The sequence below is a fragment of the Pseudomonas sp. FW300-N1A1 genome (assembly GCF_058789115.1).
Window position 1 is genome coordinate 20,972 of record NZ_JBYTBK010000016.1, and the last position, 21,947, is coordinate 42,918.

Consider the following 21,947-nt stretch of genomic DNA (forward strand, 5'->3'; position numbering starts at 1 on the left):
GAAGGCCCCCTTACAAACGACGTCGAATCATCAGGCATACTCCAACGCCCCCAAGGAGCCCTGCCATGAAAACCTCAGCCCTGTTCTTCATCACCCTGACCAGCCTTGCCACCCAGGCCCTCGCCTCCACCCCCGATGCCTGGGCCGCCTACGACAAGGCCGTGCTCGCCAGCTGCACCAAGGCCAGCCAGTTGAGTCACGCGAAACCGGTAGGCAACGCCGCGCAGTTCGATGATCGCGTCGGCTACACCGCCCTGTTGCTCCAGGGTCAGTACCCGCAAAAACACATGAAAGGCCAAGCAGGCACCGAGTTGTGTCTCTACAACAAAAAAAGCAAAACCGCCTATGTCAGCGAATGGGACTCGGTCCGGCCGACCACCGAGAGCCAGTGACTGGCGCACAACTCGCCTTTGCCCACTGCCCCTCGCAGAGGCCAGGATACGGGCGGCTGACGCGCCGAGGTCATGCAGGTGTGCCCAGGCCCTGGATCAGGATCAGGATCAGGCTCAGGTACAGCCGCTATCGGCTTCGGTTGCTGAAGGGATGTTTCAACTGTCGGGCGACAACATTGCAGAACAAATGCTGGCGATCGGGGGGCGGGTCACCACGGCAGCGCTGCTGAGCGACGCGCTTGTCTCGTTACGCGCTGCCTGATCGAGGCGGCACGCAACGCTGCCAAGGCTGGCAGATCGGGCAGACGAGCGACTCAGCGCTTGCCCATCGAGCGACGAGTGCCCGGAGGCGCTGCGCCTGGCACCTTGGTGTGCCCGTTCTTGGCGCCGTTCTTGTACCACGGCTGATTGCCTTGCTTGGCAGCGGCCAGTTCACCCGGTTTGAACGGGAACTTGAAGGCCGGGATCGCGGCGTCGCTTTCGCTGTCGGCGCTGGAGTCGACGCTGTCTGGCAGGTCAGCCTGGTCGTCAGCCGCAGGCGTTTGTATCGGGGAATTCATGAAGGCTCCGGGTGTTGCATTGAGGCGGGTCCGGATGACCGGCCGCGAAAGCCGGCAGTATAGCGGGAAGAGCAGCTGCAAGCTTTAAGCATCAAGCGCATCGACGCTGACTTGTCGTTTGCGGCTTGAATCTGTCCTCCCTGTCAGTTTGCAGTCACGGTGCTGACCGGATCGAAGGGCTATAACGGGAGCATACTGGCCCCTCTTCCGATTCATCTGCTTTGGCGCTCGATGTGATGCCCATCAAAAAAACACCGCTCCTGCTCCTCGGCACCCTCGTCGTTCTGGTCGCCCTCGGTGCCTGGGCCCTGACCCGGCCAGCCACCACCCGACTCGCCGCTCCGACGGTGATCCCGGTGCGGGTGGCCAGCGTCGTCGAACGGGATGTACCGCGCTATGTCAGCGGGATCGGCTCGGTGCTGTCGTTGCACAGCGTGGTCATTCGCCCGCAGATTGACGGCATCCTCACCAGACTGCCGGTCAAGGAAGGTCAATGGGTCAAGGCCGGCGACCTGCTGGCCACCATTGATGATCGCGGGATCCGCGCCAGCCTCGATCAAGCCCGCGCGCAACGGGGGGAAAGCCAGGCCCAGTTGCAAGTGGCGGAGGTCAACCTCAAGCGCTACAAGCTGCTGAGCGTCGATGATGGAGTCTCCAAGCAGACCTACGACCAGCAACTGGCCTTGGTCAATCAGTTGAAAGCCACCTTGCAGGGCAATCAGGCGGCCATTGATGCCGCACAAGTGCAGCTCTCCTACACACAGATTCACTCACCTGTAACGGGTCGGGTCGGGATTCGCACCGTGGACGAAGGCAACTTCCTGCGCACAAACGATACCCAAGGCCTGTTCTCGGTGACCCAGATCGATCCGATTGCCGTCGAGTTTTCCCTGCCGCAGCACATGCTGCCCACCCTGCAGGGACTGCTCGGCGCCACGCCAGCGGCCGACGTCTATGCCTACCTGGGCGCCGACACCGATGGCCAGACCGGCGACTTGCTCGGTGCAGGCCACCTGAGCCTGATCGACAACCAGATCAATGCCAACACCGGCACCCTCCGCGCCAAGGCCGTGTTCAGCAACCCCGGGCAAAAACTCTGGCCGGGACAGTTGGTGACCATCAAGATCCAGACCGCGCTGGACAAGAATGCCCTGGTAGTGCCGCCGACGGTGGTCCAGCGGGGCCTGGAGCAGCCTTTCGTGTACCGGATCAAGGGGGACAAGGTCGAATCGGTGCCGGTGCAGATGGTGTACCAGGACAGCCGCCTGAACATCATCAAGGGCGTGCAGGCCGGTGACGTGCTGGTCAGCGACGGCCAGTCGCGACTCAAGCCGGGGGCCACCGTGCAGATTCTCCGCGACCCACCAGAGCTGTCCGGGACCATCGACACGGAGCAACAGCCATGAAGGCCCGTGGCGGAATCAGCGCCTGGTGCATCGATCACCCGGTGGCCACCGTGCTGTTGACCTTCGCCCTGGTGCTGCTGGGCCTGATCGCCTTCCCGCGCCTGCCGATCGCCCCACTGCCGGAGGCCGAGTTCCCGACCATTCAGGTCAACGCCCAGTTACCCGGTGCCAGCCCGGACACCATGGCCTCGTCGGTGGCGACGCCGCTGGAGGTGCAATTCAGCGCCATCCCCGGCATGACCCAGATGACTTCCAGCAGCGCCCTGGGCTCGACCAACCTGACCCTGCAGTTCACCCTCGACAAGAGCATCGATACCGCGGCCCAGGAAGTCCAGGCGGCGATCAACACCGCCGCCGGCAAACTACCCAAGGACATGCCGACGCTGCCGACCTGGCGCAAGGTCAACCCGGCCGACAGCCCGGTGCTGATTCTCAGCGTCAGCTCGACGCAAATGCCCGGCACTGAACTGAGCGACTACGCCGAGACCCTGCTGGCACGCCAACTGAGCCAAGTCGACGGCGTCGGCCAGGTCAACATCACCGGCCAGCAGCGCCCGGCGATTCGGGTACAGGCCTCCGCCGACAAGCTCGCCGCCATCGGCCTGACCCTGGCCGACATTCGCCTGGCCCTTCAGCAAACCAGCCTCAACCTGGCCAAGGGCGCGCTGTACGGCGAGTCGAGCATCTCCACGCTGTCGACCAACGACCAGTTGTTCCAGCCGGACGAGTACGCCCAACTGATCGTCTCCTACAAAGACGGTGCGCCGGTCCACCTGCGTGACGTGGCCAAGGTGGTCAATGGTTCGGAGGACGCCTACGTGCAGGCCTGGTCCGGTGAGCAGCCGGGGGTCAACCTGGTGATCTTCCGGCAACCGGGGGCCAACATCGTCGACACCGTGGACCGGATCCAGGCCGCGCTGCCCGACCTTGAGGGCATGCTCCCGGCATCGGTGCAGGTCAAGGTACTGATCGACCGGACCCAGACCATTCGCGCTTCGTTGCATGAGGTGGAGCTCACCCTGCTGATCGCCATTTTGCTGGTGGTCGCGGTGATGGCGCTGTTCCTGCGCCAGCTGTCGGCGACGCTGATTGTCTGCGCGGTGCTCGCGGTCTCGCTGATCGCCAGCTTCGCCTTGATGTACGTGATGGGCTTCAGCCTCAACAACCTGACGCTGGTGGCGATCGTGATTTCGGTGGGCTTCGTGGTCGACGATGCGATTGTGGTGGTGGAGAACATTCACCGGCACCTGGAGGCCGGCGACGACATGCGCGAGGCGGCGATCAAGGGGGCCGGCGAGATCGGCTTTACCGTGATCTCGATCAGCTTCTCATTGGTGGCCGCCTTCATTCCGTTGCTGTTCATGGGCGGTGTGGTCGGGCGCCTGTTCAAGGAGTTCGCGCTCACCGCCACGTCCACCATCCTGATTTCGGTGGTGGTGTCCCTGACCCTGGCCCCGACGCTGGCCGCCCTGTTCATGCGCGCGCCAACCCATGATGCCCACGCCAGGCCCGGCGTTGGCGAGCACCTGCTGGGGCTGTACGAACGGGGGTTGCGCCGCGCCCTGGCCCACCAGAAGGTGATGCTGGGCGTTTTCGGCCTGACCCTGGGCATGGCCGTCGCCGGTTATGTCTTTATCCCCAAGGGTTTTTTCCCTGTGCAGGACACCGGGTTCGTCCTCGGCACCACCGAAGCCGCCGCTGATATTTCCTACGACGACATGGTGAAAAAACACTTGGCTATGGCGAAAATTGTCGCCGCTGACCCCGCCGTCCAGGCGTTTTCCCACTCGGTAGGCGTCTCCGGCAGCAACCAGACCATCGCCAACGGCCGATTCTGGATCGCCCTGAAAAAGCGCGGTGACCGCGACGTATCGGCCAGCCAGTTCATCGACCGGATTCGGCCACAACTGATGACCGTCCCGGGTATCGTGCTGTACCTGCGCGCCGGGCAAGACATCAACTTGAGCTCCGGCCCCAGCCGGGCCCAGTACCAATACGTGCTCAAGAGCAACGATGGCCAGACGCTGAATCTGTGGACCCAGCGCCTGACGGAAAAACTGCGGGGCATCTCGGCATTCCGCGACCTGTCCAACGACCTGCAACTGGGCGGCAGCATCACCCACATCACCATCGACCGGGCGGCGGCCGCACGCTTCGGGCTGACTGCCAGCGACGTCGACGAAGCGCTCTACGATGCCTTCGGTCAACGCCAGGTCAACGAGTTCCAGACCCAGATCAACCAGTACAACGTGATTCTCGAACTCGACACCCGGCAACGGGGCAAGGCCGAAAGCCTGGCCTACTTCTACCTGCGCTCGCCCCTGAGTGGCGAGATGGTACCGCTGTCGGCGCTGGCCCGTTTCGACGCGCCCAGCAGCGGCCCGCTGTCGATTGCCCACGACGGCATGTTCCCGGCGGCCAACCTGTCGTTCAACCTGGCCCCCGGCGTCGCCCTGGGCGATGCGGTGATGCTGCTCAATCAGGCAAAAAACGAGATCGGCATGCCGGCATCGGTCAACGGCAACTTCCAGGGCGCGGCCCAGGCGTTCCAGAGTTCGCTGGCCAGCCAGCCTTGGTTGATCCTCGCGGCACTGCTGGCGGTGTACATCATTCTGGGGGTGCTCTACGAGAGCTTCGTGCACCCGCTGACGATCATCTCGACCCTGCCATCAGCCGGCCTTGGGGCGCTGATCATGCTGTGGATCCTCGGCCAGGACTTCTCGATCATGGCCCTGATCGGCCTGGTGCTGCTGATCGGCATCGTCAAGAAGAACGGCATCCTGATGATCGACTTCGCCCTCGACGCCCAGCGCAACGGCGGGCTCGGCCCCGAGGAGGCAATCTACAAGGCCTGCCTGACGCGGTTCCGGCCGATCATCATGACCACCCTCGCCGCCCTGCTCGGCGCCCTGCCGCTGATGCTCGGTCACGGCACCGGCGCCGAATTGCGCCAGCCGCTGGGGATTGCCGTGGTTGGCGGGCTGCTGGTCAGCCAGGCGCTGACGCTGTTTACCACGCCAGTCATATACTTGTGGCTTGAGCGGCTGTTTCATCGGCCTACACCAGCCCCCGCGCTGGCGACCACACACTGAGGCGGGCCATGCGCGTTCTGATTATCGAAGACGAAGAAAAAACCGCGGATTACCTGTACCGCGGCCTGACCGAACAGGGCTACACCGTCGACCTCGCCCCCGATGGCGTCGAAGGCCTGCACCTGGCGCTGGAAAGCGATTACGCGGTGATCATCCTCGACGTCATGCTGCCGGGCCTCGACGGTTATGGGGTACTGCGAGCCCTGCGCGCGCGCAAGCAGACCCCGGTGATCATGCTCACCGCTCGCGAGCGCGTGGAAGACCGGATCCGCGGCCTGCGCGAAGGCGCCGACGATTACCTGGGCAAGCCCTTCTCCTTTCTCGAACTGGTCGCCCGCCTGCAAGCCCTGACCCGGCGCAGTGGCGGCCACGAGCCGGTGCAAGTGACCATTGCCGACCTGTGGATCGATTTGATCAGCCGCAAGGCCACCCGTGGCGGCACGCGCCTGGACCTGACCGCCAAGGAGTTTTCGTTGCTCAGCGTACTGGCCCGGCGCCAGGGTGAAATCCTTTCGAAAACCTCGATTGCCGAGATGGTCTGGGACATCAATTTCGACAGCGATGCCAATGTGGTCGAAGTGGCGATCAAACGCCTGCGGGCGAAAATCGACGGGCCGTTCGAAGAGAAACTGCTGCACACCATTCGCGGCATGGGTTATGTGCTGGAGAGCCGTCGTGCCTAGAAATTCGATCGCGTTACGCTTGAGCGCAATGTTCACGCTGGTGGCGGCGCTGGTGTTCCTGTTGATCGGCTGGGCGCTGTACCAACAGGTCGACAAGGGCCTGGGCCTGTTGCCGGAGGCCGAACTGGATGCGCGCTACAGCGTGCTCGAATCCACGGTGGGCCGTTACGGCACGCCGGAGCATTGGGTCAAGATCAACAACAAGCTCAAGCTGCTAGGCGAAGAAGACAAGCGCATCAGCTTCTGGATCGTCAGCGGCGATAGCCGTTACGAATACGGCGCTATCACCCCGCAGATCCGTGCCTTCGCCGCAGGCCCGCTGGGCATGCGCGACCTGAAACTACCGGAGCAGCCCTACCCGCTGAAGGTGCTGGTCAGCCAGTTCCCGGCCAAGGATCAACGTCCACCGCTGCGGTTCATGATCGGCATCGACACCCAGACTTTTTATGAAACCCAGCATCACCTACTGATCGCCCTGATCAGCCTGGCGATCATCGGCGTGCTGCTGGCCTCGGCACTGGGTTACTGGGTGGCACGGATAGGCCTCAAGCCGCTGATCAAGTTATCTCAGGAAGCGCAACGCCTCGCGCCGCCATTGCTGTCGGCGCGGTTGCAACTGTCGCCGTTGCCGCCGGAGCTCGATCAGTTCGTCAGCGCCTTCAACTCGACGCTGGAACGGGTGGAGCAGGCCTATACACGCCTGGAGTCGTTCAACGCCGATGTGGCCCATGAACTGCGTTCCCCCCTGACCAACCTGATCGGTCAGACCCAGGTGGCGCTGACGCGCGGACGTTCGGCGGAACACTACTTTGAAGTGCTGCAATCGAACCTTGAAGAACTGGAACGACTACGCTCGATCATCAACGATATGCTGTTTCTGGCCAGCGCCGACCAGGGCAGCAAGGCCACCAAACTGACCACCACTTCGCTGGCGAGCGAGGTCGCAACCACCCTGGATTACCTGGACTTCATTCTTGAGGACGCCCAGGTGCAGGTGCAGGTCAGCGGCGACGCCCAGGTACGGATCGAGATCGCGCACCTGCGCCGGGCGCTGATCAACCTGCTGAACAACGCCGTGCAACACACCGCCCCTGGCCAGGTCATTCAGGTGCGGATCCAGACCCGTGGACATCAGGTCAGCCTGGGGGTGACCAACCCCGGCGAGCCGATTGCCAGCGAACACCTGACACGCCTGTTCGAGCGTTTCTATCGGGTCGATGCCTCGCGCAGCAACAGTGGCGCCAACCACGGCCTGGGGCTGGCCATCGTCAAGGCGATTGCGCTGATGCACGGTGGCGATGTGTTTGTGCGCAGTGATGACGGGGTCAATACCTTCGGGATCTATTTGCCGGTGTAACCTCCCTCCCGATTACCCGTGGCGAGCGAGCTTGCTCGCGCTCGGCTGCGGAGCAGTCGTCAAACCGGCATGTGCGGTGTGCCTGATGCAATCGTGTTGCACGTTTTGGGGCCGCTTCGCAGCCCAGCGCGAGCAAGCTCGCTCGCCACGGGGAGCTCCACTCCCTGTGCACTATTGCCTTTGGTGCAACAGTCCTTTCTGCAATCCGCTCTGTTTCCCCACGCCCCTGGCCCTTATCTTTGCCCGCACCAAACAGCACTTGCCAAGCAAGAAGGTTTTCCAGATGTCCAACAGTATGGGTATTGCCAGCGCGTTCGTTTTGTCTTCCTTGTTCCTGTCACCGTTCGCCATGGCTGAAGAGTCACAGGCATTTGTCGCGCACAACGCCGCGCGCGCCGACGCCTTCGACAAGGCCCAGACCGAGCTGACCGCCAAGGCACAAAACCCTGAGCAAGCCCCGAATACATCGGCTCTCCAGGCGCAACCACCGGTTGAAAAAGAGAGCTGAGCGGCACCACTTCGACGTTTCCCTCGACACTTTACCCGGCTCTATCCCGGGTAAAGTTGTCTTAAAAGCCGCTGCTATCAGCGGCTTTTTTTTGTTGTGTTTGCACCGTTCCGTGCTTCGTCACTACTGAATAAGAAACACCGGATTTCAAACAATAACCCCATAGGTTATTGACCCAAGGAGCTGTACCCCACGTGAGTATCACTGCAAAACTCAGTCCACTGTTCATTGCAATCGCCGCAACGATGACCGCCCATTCCCAGGCCTCGGAAGATCCCGATCGCCAAGGCTTCGTTGAAGGTTCAAGCTTGAACCTCAGCGCCCGCAACTACTACATGAACCGCAACCGCCTGCAGCAGACCGACGACAACATCGAGTGGGGCCAGGGGTTCCTCGGCATTTTCGAGTCGGGATACACTCAGGGCACCGTCGGTGTTGGCGTCGACACCCATGCCATGCTCGGGCTCAAGCTCGACGGCGGTGGCGGCACCGACAGCTCCAGCATCCTGCCGGTCAGTGATGGCAACGGTAAAGCCCCCGGCTCATTCTCGACCGGCGGCGCCACCCTGAAAATGCGCGCCCTGGAGACCGAACTCAAAGCCGGTGACCTGTTCCTCAACAACCCGGTGATTGCCGGTGGCATGAGCCGCATGCTGCCGCAGACCTTCCGTGGTGTCAGCCTGAGCAACCACAGCTTCGACGGCTGGCTGATCGAAGGTGGCCAGGCCAGCTTCACCAAACCTTACAACCAGAGCGGGCACCAACGCATCGGCACCTCCTACGGCAAGCTGGCCGAGGGCGACGAAAGCCAGCACCTGAACTGGGCCGGCGTGGCCTGGAGCAGCGTGCCGGACCTGACCAGCAGCCTCTACGCCTCCGAGCTCAAGGACGTGTGGAACCAGTACTACTACGACCTGGACTACCGCTACGCGCTGAATGAACGGGTCAGCCTCAACCCGGGCCTGCACTACTACCACACCCAGGACACCGGCGATGCGCTGCTGGGGACGATCGACAACAACACCTACAGCCTGCACTTCACCGTCGAGGCAGGTCACCACAGCGTTACCGCTGCTTATCAGCGAGTGAACGGCAACACGCCCTTCGACTACATTGCCCAAGGCGACAGCGTCTACCTCGACAACTCGCAGCAGTACTCCGACTTCAACGGCCCGAACGAGCGCTCGTGGAAACTCAAGTACGCCTATGATTTCGCGGGGCTGGGCATTCCGGGCCTGACCTCGGCGGTGTCGTATTCCCGTGGCACCCTGGACCTGACCAAGGTCGACCCGGACAGCCGGGGTTATGCCAGCTACTACAATGCAGAGGGTAAAGACGCCAAGCACTGGGAGCGCGACCTCGACCTGCGCTACGTGGTCCAGGGCGGCAAGGCCAAGGACCTGTCCGTCCGCTTGCAATGGGCCAGCAACCGAGGCGGCAACGGTTATGGCGCGCTGGACACCGACACCGATGAGTACCGGGTGATCGTCGATTACCCACTGAACGTTTTCTAGCAAAACCGTTAAAATGGCCAGCCTTTGCGCTTAATGCCGATCAGTTAAGCCAAAGACCAGCCGAACATAGAACCCGTGGCGAGGGAGCTTGCTCCCGCTGGGGCGCAAAGCGGCCCTGTTTTGGGGCTGCTACGCAGCCCAGCGGGAGCAAGCTCCTCGCCACGGGTTTCGTGTTCGGCTTTATTTCTCTTAACTGACTGGCATTAGCCTTTGCGCTGGCCTTTTTCATGCCCGGGATTTATACAGGCGGCCAGGCAAAAACCATCAACAAACTGATACCTGCACCGCCTCCCGGCTCGTTCGGGAACTACGCTGATGACGTCCCTCTGCAGAAATCAGAACCATGACCCCAAGCCGCACCGACTTTCATATGACAGGTACTACACGTCGGCCAGAGTTCATGCTGATTCTTGGCAGCTCGCTGACGGTGATCGCCATCCTCGCCATCGTCACCTTCCTGCTGATTCGCGAACACGCCAATGCCATGCAGTCGGCCACCCGCAGTGCGACCAATATCGTCCAGTTGATCGACGCCGATGTGCTGCGTAACGTCGAACTCTATGACCTGTCACTGCAAGGACTGATAGCCGCTGCCCAGCGCGACGATCTAAAGCAGGTGTCGCCAGAGATTCGCCACCTGGTGCTGTTCGACCGTTCCAGCACCGCACGCTTCAAGGGCGATCTGCTGCTACTGGACCGATATGGCAACGTCATTGCCGACTCCTCACTGGTTGAACCCAAGCCTGGCAACTTTGCCGACCGCGACTACTTCCTCGCCCACGCCTTCAACAGTGACACCGGAATGTTTATCAGCCGTCCGTTCAAACCCCGCTGCGAATGCTCTGACAGCAATCAGTGGCGCATCAGCTTCAGCCGCCGCATCTCTTCGCCCGCCGGGGATTTTCTCGGCGTGGCGGTCGCCTCCATGCGCCTTGCCTACTTTGACGAACTGTTCAACAGCCTGAACATCGGGACTGACAGCACCCTGAATGTGCTCGACAAGGACGGCATAATGCTCGCGCAAAAGCCGATGCTGGAGAATGACAGCATCGGCAAGAACTACGGTAGCCGGCCGAACGTCATACGCATCATGCGTGAGGGCAGTGGCAGTTTCAGCAGCGTCTCGAGCATGGATCAGCGCGAGCGCCTGTACACCTTCTCCCGGGTGGGCAACCTGCCGTTGACGGTGAGTGTGGCCTTGTCCATGGATGAGGTCTTCGCGGCCTGGAAACGCACCGCCTACGTGATCAGCGGGGCCACCGGCGTGCTCTGTATCGGCTTGATGTGGCTGACGTTGTTGCTGTGTCGCGAGCTGAGACTGCGCCAGCACGCCGAGAGCGAGCTGGCACAGCTGGCGGCCACGGACTCACTCACTGGCGTCGCCAACCGCCGCACCCTTGACCAGGTGCTGCAACGCGAGTGGGCCCGCGCACAGCGCTCGGGCAAGCCGATGTCGGTGCTGATGATCGATGCCGACCACTTCAAGGCCTTCAACGATCGACATGGCCACCAGCGCGGTGATGATGCGCTACGGATCCTCGCCAAGGTCATCAATGAAAACATCCGCCGCCCGGGTGACCTCGCCGCACGCTACGGCGGCGAAGAGTTTTCGACGGTGCTGCCCGAAACCGACACCGCCGGTGCACTGCGCATTGCCGAGAACATCCGGACAGCGGTTGAACGCCTGCCACCATTTGAAAACGACGAATCGCCGATGACCGTCAGCATCGGCCTCAGCACCTCCACCGGACATCCGGCGCAAAGCCTGGAAAACCTGCTGTACACGGCCGACAAGGCGCTGTACCAGGCCAAGCGCGCCGGACGCAACCGAGTGATCAGCGCCCAGGCATAGCCCGCGTGCTGATCACGACAAAAGCGCAGGCATAAAAAAAGGCCACCCGAAGGCAGCCTTTAAAAACTAGAGAGGTTTTTACTTACACAGCCGCAACAGGGCGCATGTAAGAGATCGGTGCAGTGCTGGCGTCTTCGAAGGTCACGACTTCCCAAGCATCTGTCTGCTCAATCAATTTGCGCAGAAGCTGGTTGTTCAGTGCATGGCCCGACTTGAAGCCTTTGAACTCACCAATCAGGCTATTGCCCAGTAGGTAGAGGTCACCAATGGCGTCGAGGATCTTGTGCTTCACGAATTCGTCTTCATAGCGAAGGCCGTCTTCGTTCAGTACACCATCAGCGTCGACCACGATGGCGTTTTCAACGCTACCGCCGAGTGCGAGGTTGTGCTTGCGCAGGTACTCGATATCACTCATGAAACCAAAGGTCCGGGCGCGGCTGACTTCTTTTACGAACGAAGTGCTGGAAAAATCCACGCTGGCACTTTGAGTGCGGTCACGAAACACCGGGTGATCGAAATCGATCTCAAAGCTCACTTTAAAGCCTTCGAACGGGACGAAGGTGGCGCGCTTGTCGCCGTCTTCTACTGTCACTTCCCGCAGAATGCGAATGAACTTCTTGGCTGCGTCCTGTTCTTCCAGGCCGGCAGATTGAATCAAGAATACGAAGGGGCCAGCGCTACCATCCATGATCGGGACTTCGGACGCGGAGAGCTCGACGTAGGCGTTATCGATGCCCAGGCCAGCCATGGCCGAGAGCAAGTGCTCCACCGTGTCCACTTTGACGTCACCGTTGACCAATGTGGTCGACATAGTGGTTTCGCCAACGTTTTCCGCGCGAGCAGGAATCTGCACCACAGGGTCCAGGTCGGCACGAACAAACACGATGCCGGTGTCGACAGGTGCAGGTTTGAGGGTCAGGTATACCTTCTCCCCGGAGTGCAGACCTACACCTGTGGCACGAATAATATTCTTCAGGGTGCGTTGTTTAATCATGGCTTGGACCGCTTCAGCGCAAATTGCGAACTGGTATCAACAAAGGCTGGCGATAATAGCAGACCAGACCTTTGCTGAACACCAATCACCTTCATAGCCCTGATACATTCCATCAATCGGCCTGACGACGCAGGAAAGCCGGGATGTCCAGGTAGTCCAGATCGTCTTGCGGATTGAGCTTCGCCGCCGCTGCCGCACCGGCCTGAGCCTGGTTGCGCATCACGGTTGGACGATCCAGGTCGCGGTAGTTCACCGACGGCATTTCCTGACGTGTGGCATGGGCTGGAGCCGCTGCGGTGGTCATGGACGTGTGAACGGTGTTGTCGATGACCTTCACAGGTTTCTCGATTTTAGCACCCAGGCCGGTGGCAACCACAGTCACGTGCAGTTCATCGCGCATGTCCGGATCGATAACGGTACCGACCTTGACCATGGCGTGCTCGGAAGCGAAGGCTTCGATGATGCTACCCACGTCGGAGTACTCACCCAGGGACAGGTCAGGACCGGCGGTGATGTTCACCAGGATGCCGCGTGCACCTTGCAGGTTCACGTCTTCGAGCAACGGGTTGCGGATCGCCGCTTCGGTCGCTTCACGCGCACGGTTAGGACCGCTGGCGCAGCCAGTGCCCATCATGGCCATGCCCATTTCGCTCATGACCGTACGTACGTCGGCAAAGTCGACGTTGATCATGCCTGGACGCTTGATGATGTCGGAGATACCGCGAACGGCACCGGCCAGAACGTCGTCAGCCTTGGCGAAAGCCGACAGCAGGCTTGCGTCCTTGCCCAGGATGGTCAGCAGCTTCTCGTTGGGAATGGTGATCAACGAGTCGACGCTTTCAGACAGCAGACGGATGCCTTCGTCGGCGATCTGCATACGCTTGCGGCCTTCGAACGGGAACGGACGGGTCACCACCGCAACGGTGAGGATCCCCATTTCCTTGGCCACTTCGGCGATGATCGGCGCAGCACCAGTACCGGTACCGCCGCCCATGCCGGTGGTGATGAACACCATATTGGTGCCTTGCAGCACTTCGGCAATGCGCTCACGGTCTTCCAGGGCGGCCTGACGACCGACCTCAGGATTCGCGCCGGCACCCAGGCCTTTGGTCACGCCGGTGCCCAGTTGCAGGATGGTCCGTGCACCGATGCTTTTCAGCGCCTGGGCATCAGTGTTGGCGCAGATGAACTCAACGCCTTCAATGTTGCTCTTGACCATGTGATTGACAGCGTTGCCGCCGCCACCGCCAACACCGATAACTTTAATAACCGGGCTTGCGGGGATGTTGTCTACGAGTTCGAACATTTTCCCTCTCCTTCATTTCTCTAGTTTTTTCGCCTACTGCGCCTACTGCGTGTTGCGTACTGCTTGAATCTACTGCTTAAAAATTGCCCTGGACCCAGCTTTTGATGCGATCAAGCAACGGGCCCTTGGCCTCTTCGTTGCTGTAGCTGTCGCGGTTGCTGCTGATCCCCGAGAAGGAAATGCCGTCGGACTGCTTTTGCAGGCCATACATCAGCAAACCAACGCCGGTTGAATAAATCGGGTTACGCACCACGTCGTCCAGACCCTTGACGCCATGGGGCACGCCCAGGCGAACCGGCATGTGGAAAATCTCTTCGGCCAGCTCGGTGGCACCTTCCATTTTCGACGTACCGCCGGTCAGCACGATGCCGGCCGGGATCAGGTCTTCGTAGCCACTGCGACGCAGTTCGGCCTGGATCAGGGTGAACAGTTCGTCGTAACGCGGCTCGACCACTTCGGCCAGGGCCTGGCGGGACAGCTCGCGCGGCGGACGGTCACCGACACTCGGGACCTTGATGGTTTCACCGGCGCCGGCCAGCTTGGCCAGGGCGCAGGCGTAGCGAATCTTGATTTCTTCGGCGTACTGGGTCGGGGTGCGCAACGCCATGGCGATGTCGTTGGTCACCTGGTCACCGGCAATCGGGATCACCGCGGTATGACGAATCGCGCCTTCGGTGAAGATCGCGATGTCGGTGGTGCCGCCGCCGATGTCCACCAGGCACACGCCCAGCTCTTTCTCGTCATCGGTCAGTACCGAGTACGCGGACGCCAGTTGCTCGAGGATGATGTCGTCGATTTCCAGGCCACAGCGACGCACGCACTTTTCAATGTTCTGTGCCGCGTTCACCGCGCAGGTCACCACGTGGACCTTGGCTTCCAGACGTACGCCGGACATGCCCAGCGGCTCACGCACGCCTTCCTGGTTATCGATCACGTAATCCTGCGGCAGGGTGTGCAGCACCCGCTGGTCAGCCGGGATCGCCACGGCCTGGGCAGCGTCGAGGACGCGCTCAAGGTCGGCCGAGCTGACTTCGCGGTCACGAATCGCCACGATGCCGTGGGAGTTCAGGCTGCGAATGTGATTGCCAGCCACGCCGACGAACGCCGAGTGGATCCGGCAACCGGCCATCAGTTGCGCTTCTTCGATCGCACGCTGGATGGACTGCACGGTGGATTCGATATTCACCACCACGCCCTTCTTCAGGCCGCGGGACGGGTGTGTACCGATCCCGACGATTTCCAGCTGGCCATCGGCCGCGACCTCGCCTACCAGCGCCACCACCTTGGAGGTGCCGATATCCAGACCGACGATCATTTTGCCGCTTTGCACGTTTGCCATGGTCCTGCCTCTTCTCAATTCTTCGCGACGGCGGGTTGGGCCGTCGTGGGCGCTACAGGTTCCCGCCAGCCGACGGCAAGGCCGTTGGCATAACGCAGGTCGATGCGCGCAATGTTCGTAATCTGTTCTTTAAGCGTCTTGTCATAGATGGCAAAGAAGCGGCGCATCTTTTCCACCAGCTTGCCGCGGCCCAACAACAACTCGATCCCCGGTCCCGAACTGCCGGCACCTGTGGTCAGGAACCAGCTACCGCGTTCACGCAACTCCAGCCGGGCAATCGAAAAACCCAAAGGCCTGAGCATCTGGCTCAACACCTGGTACTGCTGCATCACCTGCTGCTGGGCCCGCTGCGGGCCGAACAACTGTGGCAAATGCTCGTAGTTGGCCAACTCGCGCGGCGTAAACGCCTGGCCCTGGTTGTTCAGCAATGACTCGTCGCCCCAGCGGGCCACGGGCAGTTGTTCTTCCAGGCGAATCACCACCTGGTCCGGCCAGACGCGACGCACTTCGGCGTGGGCGATCCATGGCATCTGCTCGAGCTCGGTGCGCATGCTCGCCAGGTCGATGGTGAAGAAGCTCGCCGCCACGTACGGTGCGATCCGCTGCTGCACCGCTTGCTGGCTGATGTAGCTCAAGTCGCCCTGCACATTGATCCTGGTGATCGGCCGGTCGGCATACGGCATCAAGCGCTGTGCGCCTTCGTAGGTACCGAACCCCAATGCCACCAGCAGCACGGGCCAGAACACGGCTTTGAGAAAAGCGAAATTGGCTTTGGGCAGGCGCACCGACATCGGCTCTTTGGCCACCATTCGGCTGGCACCCCGCGGCACCGGCTTGCGGCCGGGTGCGGGTGGCTGATGACGTAGATGGGCGCCTTGCATGGCCTTAACCTCGCAGCTCTTCGTTGCCGGTAACGCTTGCCGCCAGGATCGCCAACACCAACTGTTGGAAATCCAGGCCGGCTGCCCGTGCCGCCATTGGCACCAGGCTGTGATCGGTCATGCCCGGTGCGGTGTTGACTTCCAGGAACCAGAACTGCCCATCGGCGTCCTGCATCACGTCTGCCCGTCCCCAACCGGCGATGCCCAGCGCCTCACAGGCTTTCGCCGTAAGGTCCATGAGCTCTTGTTCCTTGGCACTGTCGAGGCCACACGGGATCCGGTACTGGGTATCGGAAGCCAGGTACTTGGCGTCGTAGTCATAGAAAGTGTGCGGTGTCCCCAGGGCGATCGGTGGCAACACCTGGTCACGCAGCATGGCGATGGTGAACTCCGGACCTTGAATCCATTGCTCAACCAGAACTTGCGAATCGTAGGCACTGGCCGCTTTCCAGGCGTCGGTCAACTCAGACGCTGATGTCACTTTGGCCATACCGATACTTGAACCTTCATGCGCCGGTTTGACGATCAAAGGGAAGCCCAGTTCCGTCGCCGCCAAAATACAGTCGGCTTCGCTGCTCAATACCGCATGACGTGGCGTCGGAATGCCCAGGGTGTGCCAGACCTGCTTGGTGCGCAGTTTGTCCATGGCCAGGGCCGAAGCCAGGATACCGCTGCCGGTGTAGGGAATGCCGATGCACTCCAACAGGCCCTGCATGCTGCCGTCTTCACCGCCACGGCCGTGGAGAATGATGAACGCGCGGTCGATCTTTTCGCTCAGCAGGCGCTGCAGGAAGTCGTCCCCAACGTCGATGCCGAAGGCGTCCACGCCGGCGCTTTGCAGGGCGTCAAGCACGGCGTTGCCGGACTTGAGCGACACTTCGCGTTCAGCGCTTTTGCCACCGAACAGCACGGCAACACGGCCGAAGTCTTTCGGGGCGATGGTCGAGAACAGATTGGCGTAGGCTGCAGTCATTTCAACTTCCCCTCGCTAGGCGCGACAACGGCACCCGCGAACAACGGACTCTTCAACAGTTTCGGCGCAAGGCCGCCAATATCACCGGCGCCCTGGCACAGCAGGATGTCGCCGGCACGCAGCAACGGTTTGACCAGTGGCGCGAGGTCGACACCGCGCTCGATGTAGATCGGGTCGAGCTGACCGCGCTGGCGAATGCTGTTACACAGCTTGCGGCTGTCCGCGCCCGGGATCGGCTCTTCGCCGGCCGGATAGACTTCCATCAGCAGCAGGACGTTGGCGTCAGCCAGTACATTGACGAAATCGTCATACAGGTCGCGGGTGCGGCTGTAACGGTGTGGCTGGTAGACCATCACCAAACGGCGCTCCGGCCAGCCACCGCGCACGGCCTTGATCACCGCGGCGACTTCGGTCGGGTGGTGACCGTAGTCGTCCACCAGCATCACGCTGCCGTCTTCGACTGGCAGTTCGCCGTACACCTGGAAGCGCCGGCCAACACCCTGAAAGCCCGACAGGCCCTGGACGATGGCTTCATCGCTGACCCCTTCGTCGGTGGCGATGCAAATGGTCGACAGGGCATTGAGGACGTTGTGGTTGCCCGGCATGTTCACCGACACATCCAGCGGCTCGCGATCAGGGCGCAGCACCGTGAAGAAGGTCTGCATGCCCTGCTGGCGAACATTGATGGCGCGCACGTCGGCTTCTTCGCTGAAACCGTAAGTGACCGTCGGGCGCTTGACCTGCGGCAGGATTTCGCGAACCACCGGATCGTCCAGGCACAATACCGCCAGACCGTAGAACGGCAGGTTGTGCAGGAACTCGACGAAGGTTTTCTTCAGTTTGTTGAAGTCACCGCCGTAGGTCGCCATGTGGTCGGCGTCGATGTTGGTGACCACGGCCACCAGCGGCTGCAAGTGCAGGAAGCTGGCGTCGCTTTCATCGGCTTCGGCGATCAGGTAGCGGCTGGTACCCAGCTGGGCATTGGCGCCGGCTGCATTCAGGCGGCCACCGATCACGAACGTCGGGTCCAGGCCACCGGCGGCGAACACCGAAGCGATCAGGCTGGTGGTGGTGGTCTTGCCGTGGGTGCCGGCCACCGCGATACCGTGGCGGTAGCGCATCAGCTCGGCCAGCATCTCGGCACGTGGCACCACCGGAATGCGGCGCTCCAGCGCGGTCGCGACTTCCGGGTTGGAGGTATTCACAGCGCTCGACACCACCAGCACATCGGCGGTAGCGGCGTTCTCGGCGCGGTGGCCGATGAAGATCTGTGCGCCGAAGGATTCCAGGCGCTCTGTCACCGACGAGGCCTTCAGGTCAGAACCGGACACTTCATAGCCCAGGTTCAACAACACTTCGGCGATCCCGCACATGCCCACACCGCCGATACCGACGAAGTGAATACGACGGATGCGGCGCATTTCAGGTTGCGGCATGGCTTTCTGACTCTCAACCATGAACCACCTCCAGGCAGATATCGACCACGTTACGGGTTGCATCGGGTTTGGCCAGGCGACGAGCGGCGCCGGCCATGTCGTTGAGTCGTTGTGGTTGCATCAAGACCTCTGTCAGGCGTGCAGCGAGATCCGCTGCGCCAGTCGTTCTTTGCGGCATCAGGAAGGCGGCGCCTTCACGAGCCAAATAATCGGCGTTGCGGGTCTGGTGATCGTCGATCGCGTGGGGCAAAGGCACCAGCATCGAGGGCAGACCGGCAGCGGCCAGCTCACTGACAGTCAGCGCACCTGCGCGACAGACCACCAGGTCGGCCCAGCCATAGGCCTGGGCCATGTCTTTGATGAAAGGCTGCACCTGCGCCTCGACGCTGACGGCGCGATAGCGCTCGGCAGTCACTTCATCGTGATTTTTTCCGGCCTGATGAAACACTTCCGGACGCAGTTCGGCAGGCACCTGCGACAGGGCTTCAGGCAGCAATTTGTTCAACGGTTCCGCGCCCAGGCTACCGCCCAGGATCAACAAGCGCGCTTTACGGCCGGCCAGGGCCGGGCGTTGTATGTCGAGGAACAACTCGGCGCGTACCGGATTACCGGTGGTGCGCCGGCTGCCACTGGCAGCAAAGGTGTCCGGGAAAGCTTCGCAGACTCGTGCAGCCAACGGCACCAGCAGCCGATTGGCGGTACCGGCGACGGCATTCTGTTCGTGAACGATCACCGGGACCCCGGCCAACCTGGCCGCTACACCACCGGGACCGGTGACATAGCCGCCAAAGCCCAGTACGCAGACCGGCTTGAGCTGACGGATGACCTGGCGCGCCTGCCAGATCGCCTTGAGCAGGACAAAGGGCGCCTTGAGCAGCGACAGCTTGCTCTTGCCACGCAAGCCACTGACGTTGATCAGGTGCAACGGCAGGCCCGCGTTCGGGACCAGCTCGTTTTCGATCCCGCGCGGGGTGCCAAGCCAGTGCACGGTGTAGCCACGGGCCTGAAACTCGCGGGCACAGGCCAGCGCCGGGAACACGTGGCCACCGGTGCCGCCCGCCATGATCAGCACGTTAGCGCCCATGGGTCGGCTCCTCGGCAAAATCGCTCTCCTTGAATTCAATCTCTTCGCTGCCCAGGTGGGTCCGACTCTCCCACTCGATGCGCAGTAGCAGGCCCAGGCAGGCGCTGCAGATCACCAGCGAGCTGCCGCCGTAGCTGAGAAACGGCAAGGTCAGGCCCTTGGTCGGCAGCAGGCCGACGTTCACCCCGATGTTGATCAGGAACTGACCGATCCACAGGAACGACAAACCGTAGGCCACGTAGGCGGCGAAATACTGCTTGGCCTTCTCGGCCCACAAGCCGATGTACATGCCACGAATACAGACAAAGGCGAACAGCGCTACCGTGCACAACGAACCTATAGCGCCCAGTTCTTCGGCCAATACCGAGAACACGAAGTCGGTGTGGGCTTCCGGCAGGTAGAACTGTTTCTGCACGCTGTTGCCCAGGCCAACGCCCAGCCATTCGCCACGACCGAAAGCGATCAAGGCTTGGGACAACTGATAGCCGGCACCGAACTGGTCAGCCCACGGGTCGGCAAAGTTGGTCAGGCGCGCCATTCGATACGGCTGCATTTGAATCAACAACACCACCGCCCCGACCGCCAGGACAACCATCAGGGAAAAACGGAACAGCCCGACCCCACCGAGGAACAACATCGCCGCAGCGGCCCCCATCATCACGACGGTGGCGCCAAAGTCCGGTTCCATCAGCAACAGGCCCGCCATCGGCAGCAGCACGATGAACGGCTTGAAGAAGCCCATCCAGCTTTCACGCACTTCTTTCTGGCGACGCACCAGATAACCGGCGAGGTAGATCACCACGAACACCTTGGCGATCTCGGAAGGCTGGACGTTGAAGAAGCTGAAGCCGATCCAGCGCATCGAACCGTTCACTTCACGGCCGATCCCCGGGATGATCACCATCACCAGCAGACCGAACGCACCAATCAGCATCACCCAGCCCAGGCGTTGCCAGGTAGCGATCGGAATCATCATGGTGACGATGCAGGCAGCAAGGCCCAGCACCACGTAGATAAGGTGGCGAATCATGTAATACAGGGCACTGCCCGACTGCGCCGCCGCCACTTCGGTCGATGCCGATGCAATCATGACCAGCCCGAGACCGAGCAGCGTCAGGCAGCCGGCGAGCATCGGGAAGTCGAGGTCGATGCCACGCCCGGTGATGAGCGGCGACGGGTACGGCTTGATGATGTCTTTCAGGTTCATGCCACGTCCTCCCCGGCCAATGCGTTCACGGCCTGGACGAACTGGTGACCACGGTCTTCGTAGTTCTTGAACATGTCGAAACTGGCGCACGCCGGCGACAGCAGTACGACGTCGCCCGGTTGGGCAGCGGCGCGGCATTGCTCCACGGCGTCAACCAGGGAGCCTGCGCGAATCAGCGGCACGGCATCGCCGATAGCCTCGCCGATCTTGTCGGAATCACGGCCCATCAAGATCACGGTGCGGCAGTTGGCTGCCACCGGATCGCGCAGGTCCTTGAACTCGGCACCCTTGCCGTCACCACCGGCGATCAGCACGATCTTGCCGTCGATATCCGCGCCCAGGCCTTCGATGGCAGCCAGGGCGGCACCGACGTTGGTGGCTTTGGAATCGTTGTAGTAACCGACGCCATCCAGGTCACGCACCCACTGGCAACGGTGTTCGAGGCCGGTGAAGCTACGCAGTGCCGAAAGCATCGCATCGAACGGCAAGCCGACCGCATGACCGAGCGCCAGCGCCGCCAGGGCGTTGGACTGGTTGTGGGCGCCGCGAACTTTCAACTCGCGCACCGGCATCAGGTTCTGGAATTCGAAGGCCAAGTACTTCTCGCCGTCTTCTTCACGGATACCGAAGGCCTTGAAGTCAGGCTTGCTCAAGCCGAAGGTCCAGCAAGGCTGGCCCTCGCCCATCAGCGGACGGCTCAGGGCGTCCTGACGATTGACCACGAACTGCCTGGCGCCACGGAAGATCCGGTGCTTGGCCAGGTGGTAGGCCGGCAGGCCGCTGTAGCGGTCCATGTGGTCTTCGCTGATGTTGAGCACGGTGGCCACTTCGGCGTTGAGCTGATCGGTGGTTTCCAGCTGGAAGCTCGAGAGTTCCATCACGTATAGCTCGACGTCGTCGCTCAGCAGGTCGAGTGCCGGCGTGCCAAGGTTGCCGCCCACGGCCACGCGCTTGCCGGCCGCGGCCGCCATGTCGCCGACCAGGGTGGTCACGGTGCTTTTCGCGTTGGAGCCGCTGATGGCGACAATCGGCGCCTTCGCGTTACGCGCGAACAGCTCGATGTCACCGGACAATTTCACGCCACGGGCCGCAGCCGCCTGCAGGGCGGGTGTCGCCAGGGCCAGGCCAGGGCTCACGTAGAGCTCGTCGGCGCGGCAGAGGAATTCGACGTCCAGCTCGCCACAACGCACTTCCACGTGCGGGTAGTCACGGCGCAGCGTGACCAGCTCCGGTGGATTTTCCCGCGTGTCGGCCACTGCAAACGCCACGCCCCGGTTCGCCAGGAAGCGAACCAGGGACATGCCGCTCTTGCCGAGGCCGACAACGATGCGGAAGTGGTCAGAAGCGATCAGAGACACTCGTT

General features: G+C 61.8%; 18 protein-coding genes. 8 read left to right on the forward strand and 10 right to left on the reverse strand.

All coding sequences use genetic code 11. The features are described from left to right. The first annotated feature begins 65 nt into the window (after positions 1-65). On the forward strand, positions 66-392 hold the full coding sequence (locus AC3WQN_RS13280) for a hypothetical protein (protein WP_103402067.1): 327 nt from the start codon (positions 66-68) through the stop codon (positions 390-392). Positions 393-706: 314 nt separating this feature from the next. Here the strand turns inward: AC3WQN_RS13280 and AC3WQN_RS13285 are convergent, their stop codons facing one another. Then, on the reverse strand, positions 707-952 hold the full coding sequence (locus tag AC3WQN_RS13285) for a hypothetical protein (RefSeq protein WP_095079851.1): 246 nt from the start codon (positions 950-952) through the stop codon (positions 707-709). Between the two features lie 236 nt (positions 953-1,188). Between AC3WQN_RS13285 and AC3WQN_RS13290 the strand changes: the two genes are divergently transcribed. The 7 genes from AC3WQN_RS13290 to AC3WQN_RS13320 all read left to right on the forward strand — a co-directional run bounded on the left by AC3WQN_RS13290 (position 1,189) and on the right by AC3WQN_RS13320 (position 11,364). Next, positions 1,189-2,358: an efflux RND transporter periplasmic adaptor subunit gene (locus AC3WQN_RS13290; protein ID WP_103402074.1), complete on the forward strand. Its 1,170-nt coding sequence runs from the start codon at positions 1,189-1,191 to the stop codon at positions 2,356-2,358. Beyond that, positions 2,355-5,450, forward strand: coding sequence for a multidrug efflux RND transporter permease subunit (locus AC3WQN_RS13295; RefSeq protein ID WP_103402066.1), 3,096 nt, complete (start codon positions 2,355-2,357; stop codon positions 5,448-5,450). Before AC3WQN_RS13290 ends, AC3WQN_RS13295 begins: the two co-directional genes overlap by 4 nt. Before the next feature lie 8 nt (positions 5,451-5,458). Next, positions 5,459-6,133, forward strand: coding sequence for a heavy metal response regulator transcription factor (locus AC3WQN_RS13300; RefSeq protein ID WP_103402065.1), 675 nt, complete (start codon positions 5,459-5,461; stop codon positions 6,131-6,133). Continuing rightward, the gene (locus tag AC3WQN_RS13305) at positions 6,126-7,490 is read left to right on the forward strand and encodes a heavy metal sensor histidine kinase (RefSeq protein ID WP_103402064.1); all 1,365 of its coding nucleotides are present in this window, start codon (positions 6,126-6,128) and stop codon (positions 7,488-7,490) included. Before AC3WQN_RS13300 ends, AC3WQN_RS13305 begins: the two co-directional genes overlap by 8 nt. Positions 7,491-7,773: 283 nt before the next feature. Further along, entirely contained in the window at positions 7,774-7,998 is a 225-nt protein-coding gene (locus tag AC3WQN_RS13310) for a hypothetical protein (protein WP_103402063.1), read from the forward strand. A 245-nt stretch (positions 7,999-8,243) separates the two neighbouring features. Continuing rightward, positions 8,244-9,512 carry an OprD family porin gene (locus tag AC3WQN_RS13315; protein ID WP_103402073.1) on the forward strand — a complete coding sequence of 423 codons (1,269 nt, stop codon included), beginning with the start codon at positions 8,244-8,246 and terminating at the stop codon, positions 9,510-9,512. Positions 9,513-9,855: 343 nt separating this feature from the next. After that, positions 9,856-11,364 carry a sensor domain-containing diguanylate cyclase gene (locus tag AC3WQN_RS13320; protein ID WP_103400783.1) on the forward strand — a complete coding sequence of 503 codons (1,509 nt, stop codon included), beginning with the start codon at positions 9,856-9,858 and terminating at the stop codon, positions 11,362-11,364. 82 nt (positions 11,365-11,446) lie between these two features. Here the strand turns inward: AC3WQN_RS13320 and lpxC are convergent, their stop codons facing one another. The 9 genes from lpxC to murD form a co-directional block, all read right to left on the reverse strand. Then, complete coding sequence (lpxC, locus tag AC3WQN_RS13325; RefSeq protein ID WP_003171886.1) at positions 11,447-12,358, reverse strand: UDP-3-O-acyl-N-acetylglucosamine deacetylase; 912 nt, start codon at positions 12,356-12,358, stop codon at positions 11,447-11,449. Positions 12,359-12,470: 112 nt separating this feature from the next. Next, a complete protein-coding gene (gene ftsZ / locus AC3WQN_RS13330; protein WP_103400784.1) occupies positions 12,471-13,664 on the reverse strand; it encodes a cell division protein FtsZ in 1,194 nt (397 codons plus the stop codon). 76 nt (positions 13,665-13,740) lie between these two features. Further along, positions 13,741-15,003 (reverse strand): cell division protein FtsA, encoded by a 1,263-nt coding sequence (ftsA, locus tag AC3WQN_RS13335; protein WP_095146656.1) that lies wholly within the window; start codon positions 15,001-15,003, stop codon positions 13,741-13,743. Between the two features lie 14 nt (positions 15,004-15,017). Next, positions 15,018-15,884: a cell division protein FtsQ/DivIB gene (locus tag AC3WQN_RS13340; protein ID WP_103400785.1), complete on the reverse strand. Its 867-nt coding sequence runs from the start codon at positions 15,882-15,884 to the stop codon at positions 15,018-15,020. Between the two features lie 4 nt (positions 15,885-15,888). Then, the gene (locus tag AC3WQN_RS13345; protein WP_103400786.1) at positions 15,889-16,857 is read right to left on the reverse strand and encodes a D-alanine--D-alanine ligase; all 969 of its coding nucleotides are present in this window, start codon (positions 16,855-16,857) and stop codon (positions 15,889-15,891) included. Next, entirely contained in the window at positions 16,854-18,314 is a 1,461-nt protein-coding gene (gene murC, locus AC3WQN_RS13350; protein ID WP_103400787.1) for a UDP-N-acetylmuramate--L-alanine ligase, read from the reverse strand. The genes AC3WQN_RS13345 and murC overlap by 4 nt, the downstream gene beginning before the upstream one ends. After that, positions 18,307-19,377, reverse strand: coding sequence for an undecaprenyldiphospho-muramoylpentapeptide beta-N-acetylglucosaminyltransferase (murG, locus tag AC3WQN_RS13355; protein WP_103400788.1), 1,071 nt, complete (start codon positions 19,375-19,377; stop codon positions 18,307-18,309). The genes murC and murG overlap by 8 nt, the downstream gene beginning before the upstream one ends. Beyond that, positions 19,367-20,584: a putative lipid II flippase FtsW gene (gene ftsW, locus AC3WQN_RS13360; protein WP_095079831.1), complete on the reverse strand. Its 1,218-nt coding sequence runs from the start codon at positions 20,582-20,584 to the stop codon at positions 19,367-19,369. Before ftsW ends, murG begins: the two co-directional genes overlap by 11 nt. After that, positions 20,581-21,942 carry a UDP-N-acetylmuramoyl-L-alanine--D-glutamate ligase gene (gene murD, locus AC3WQN_RS13365; RefSeq protein ID WP_103400789.1) on the reverse strand — a complete coding sequence of 454 codons (1,362 nt, stop codon included), beginning with the start codon at positions 21,940-21,942 and terminating at the stop codon, positions 20,581-20,583. The genes ftsW and murD overlap by 4 nt, the downstream gene beginning before the upstream one ends. Positions 21,943-21,947 lie beyond the last annotated feature (5 nt).

Bases quoted from the DNA above. Each gene is read 5' to 3' on its own strand.
- ftsW (WP_095079831.1), bottom strand. From the start codon at position 20,584: ATGAACCTGAAAGACATCATCAAGCCGTACCCGTCGCCGCTCATCACC.
- AC3WQN_RS13320 (WP_103400783.1), top strand. From the start codon at position 9,856: ATGACCCCAAGCCGCACCGACTTTCATATGACAGGTACTACACGTCGG.
- lpxC (WP_003171886.1), bottom strand. From the start codon at position 12,358: ATGATTAAACAACGCACCCTGAAGAATATTATTCGTGCCACAGGTGTA.
- murC (WP_103400787.1), bottom strand. From the start codon at position 18,314: ATGGTTGAGAGTCAGAAAGCCATGCCGCAACCTGAAATGCGCCGCATC.
- AC3WQN_RS13285 (WP_095079851.1), bottom strand. From the start codon at position 952: ATGAATTCCCCGATACAAACGCCTGCGGCTGACGACCAGGCTGACCTG.
- AC3WQN_RS13300 (WP_103402065.1), top strand. From the start codon at position 5,459: ATGCGCGTTCTGATTATCGAAGACGAAGAAAAAACCGCGGATTACCTG.
- ftsZ (WP_103400784.1), bottom strand. From the start codon at position 13,664: ATGTTCGAACTCGTAGACAACATCCCCGCAAGCCCGGTTATTAAAGTT.
- ftsA (WP_095146656.1), bottom strand. From the start codon at position 15,003: ATGGCAAACGTGCAAAGCGGCAAAATGATCGTCGGTCTGGATATCGGC.
- AC3WQN_RS13290 (WP_103402074.1), top strand. From the start codon at position 1,189: ATGCCCATCAAAAAAACACCGCTCCTGCTCCTCGGCACCCTCGTCGTT.
- AC3WQN_RS13310 (WP_103402063.1), top strand. From the start codon at position 7,774: ATGTCCAACAGTATGGGTATTGCCAGCGCGTTCGTTTTGTCTTCCTTG.
- AC3WQN_RS13340 (WP_103400785.1), bottom strand. From the start codon at position 15,884: ATGCAAGGCGCCCATCTACGTCATCAGCCACCCGCACCCGGCCGCAAG.
- AC3WQN_RS13295 (WP_103402066.1), top strand. From the start codon at position 2,355: ATGAAGGCCCGTGGCGGAATCAGCGCCTGGTGCATCGATCACCCGGTG.
- AC3WQN_RS13345 (WP_103400786.1), bottom strand. From the start codon at position 16,857: ATGACTGCAGCCTACGCCAATCTGTTCTCGACCATCGCCCCGAAAGAC.
- AC3WQN_RS13280 (WP_103402067.1), top strand. From the start codon at position 66: ATGAAAACCTCAGCCCTGTTCTTCATCACCCTGACCAGCCTTGCCACC.
- AC3WQN_RS13315 (WP_103402073.1), top strand. From the start codon at position 8,244: ATGACCGCCCATTCCCAGGCCTCGGAAGATCCCGATCGCCAAGGCTTC.
- murG (WP_103400788.1), bottom strand. From the start codon at position 19,377: ATGGGCGCTAACGTGCTGATCATGGCGGGCGGCACCGGTGGCCACGTG.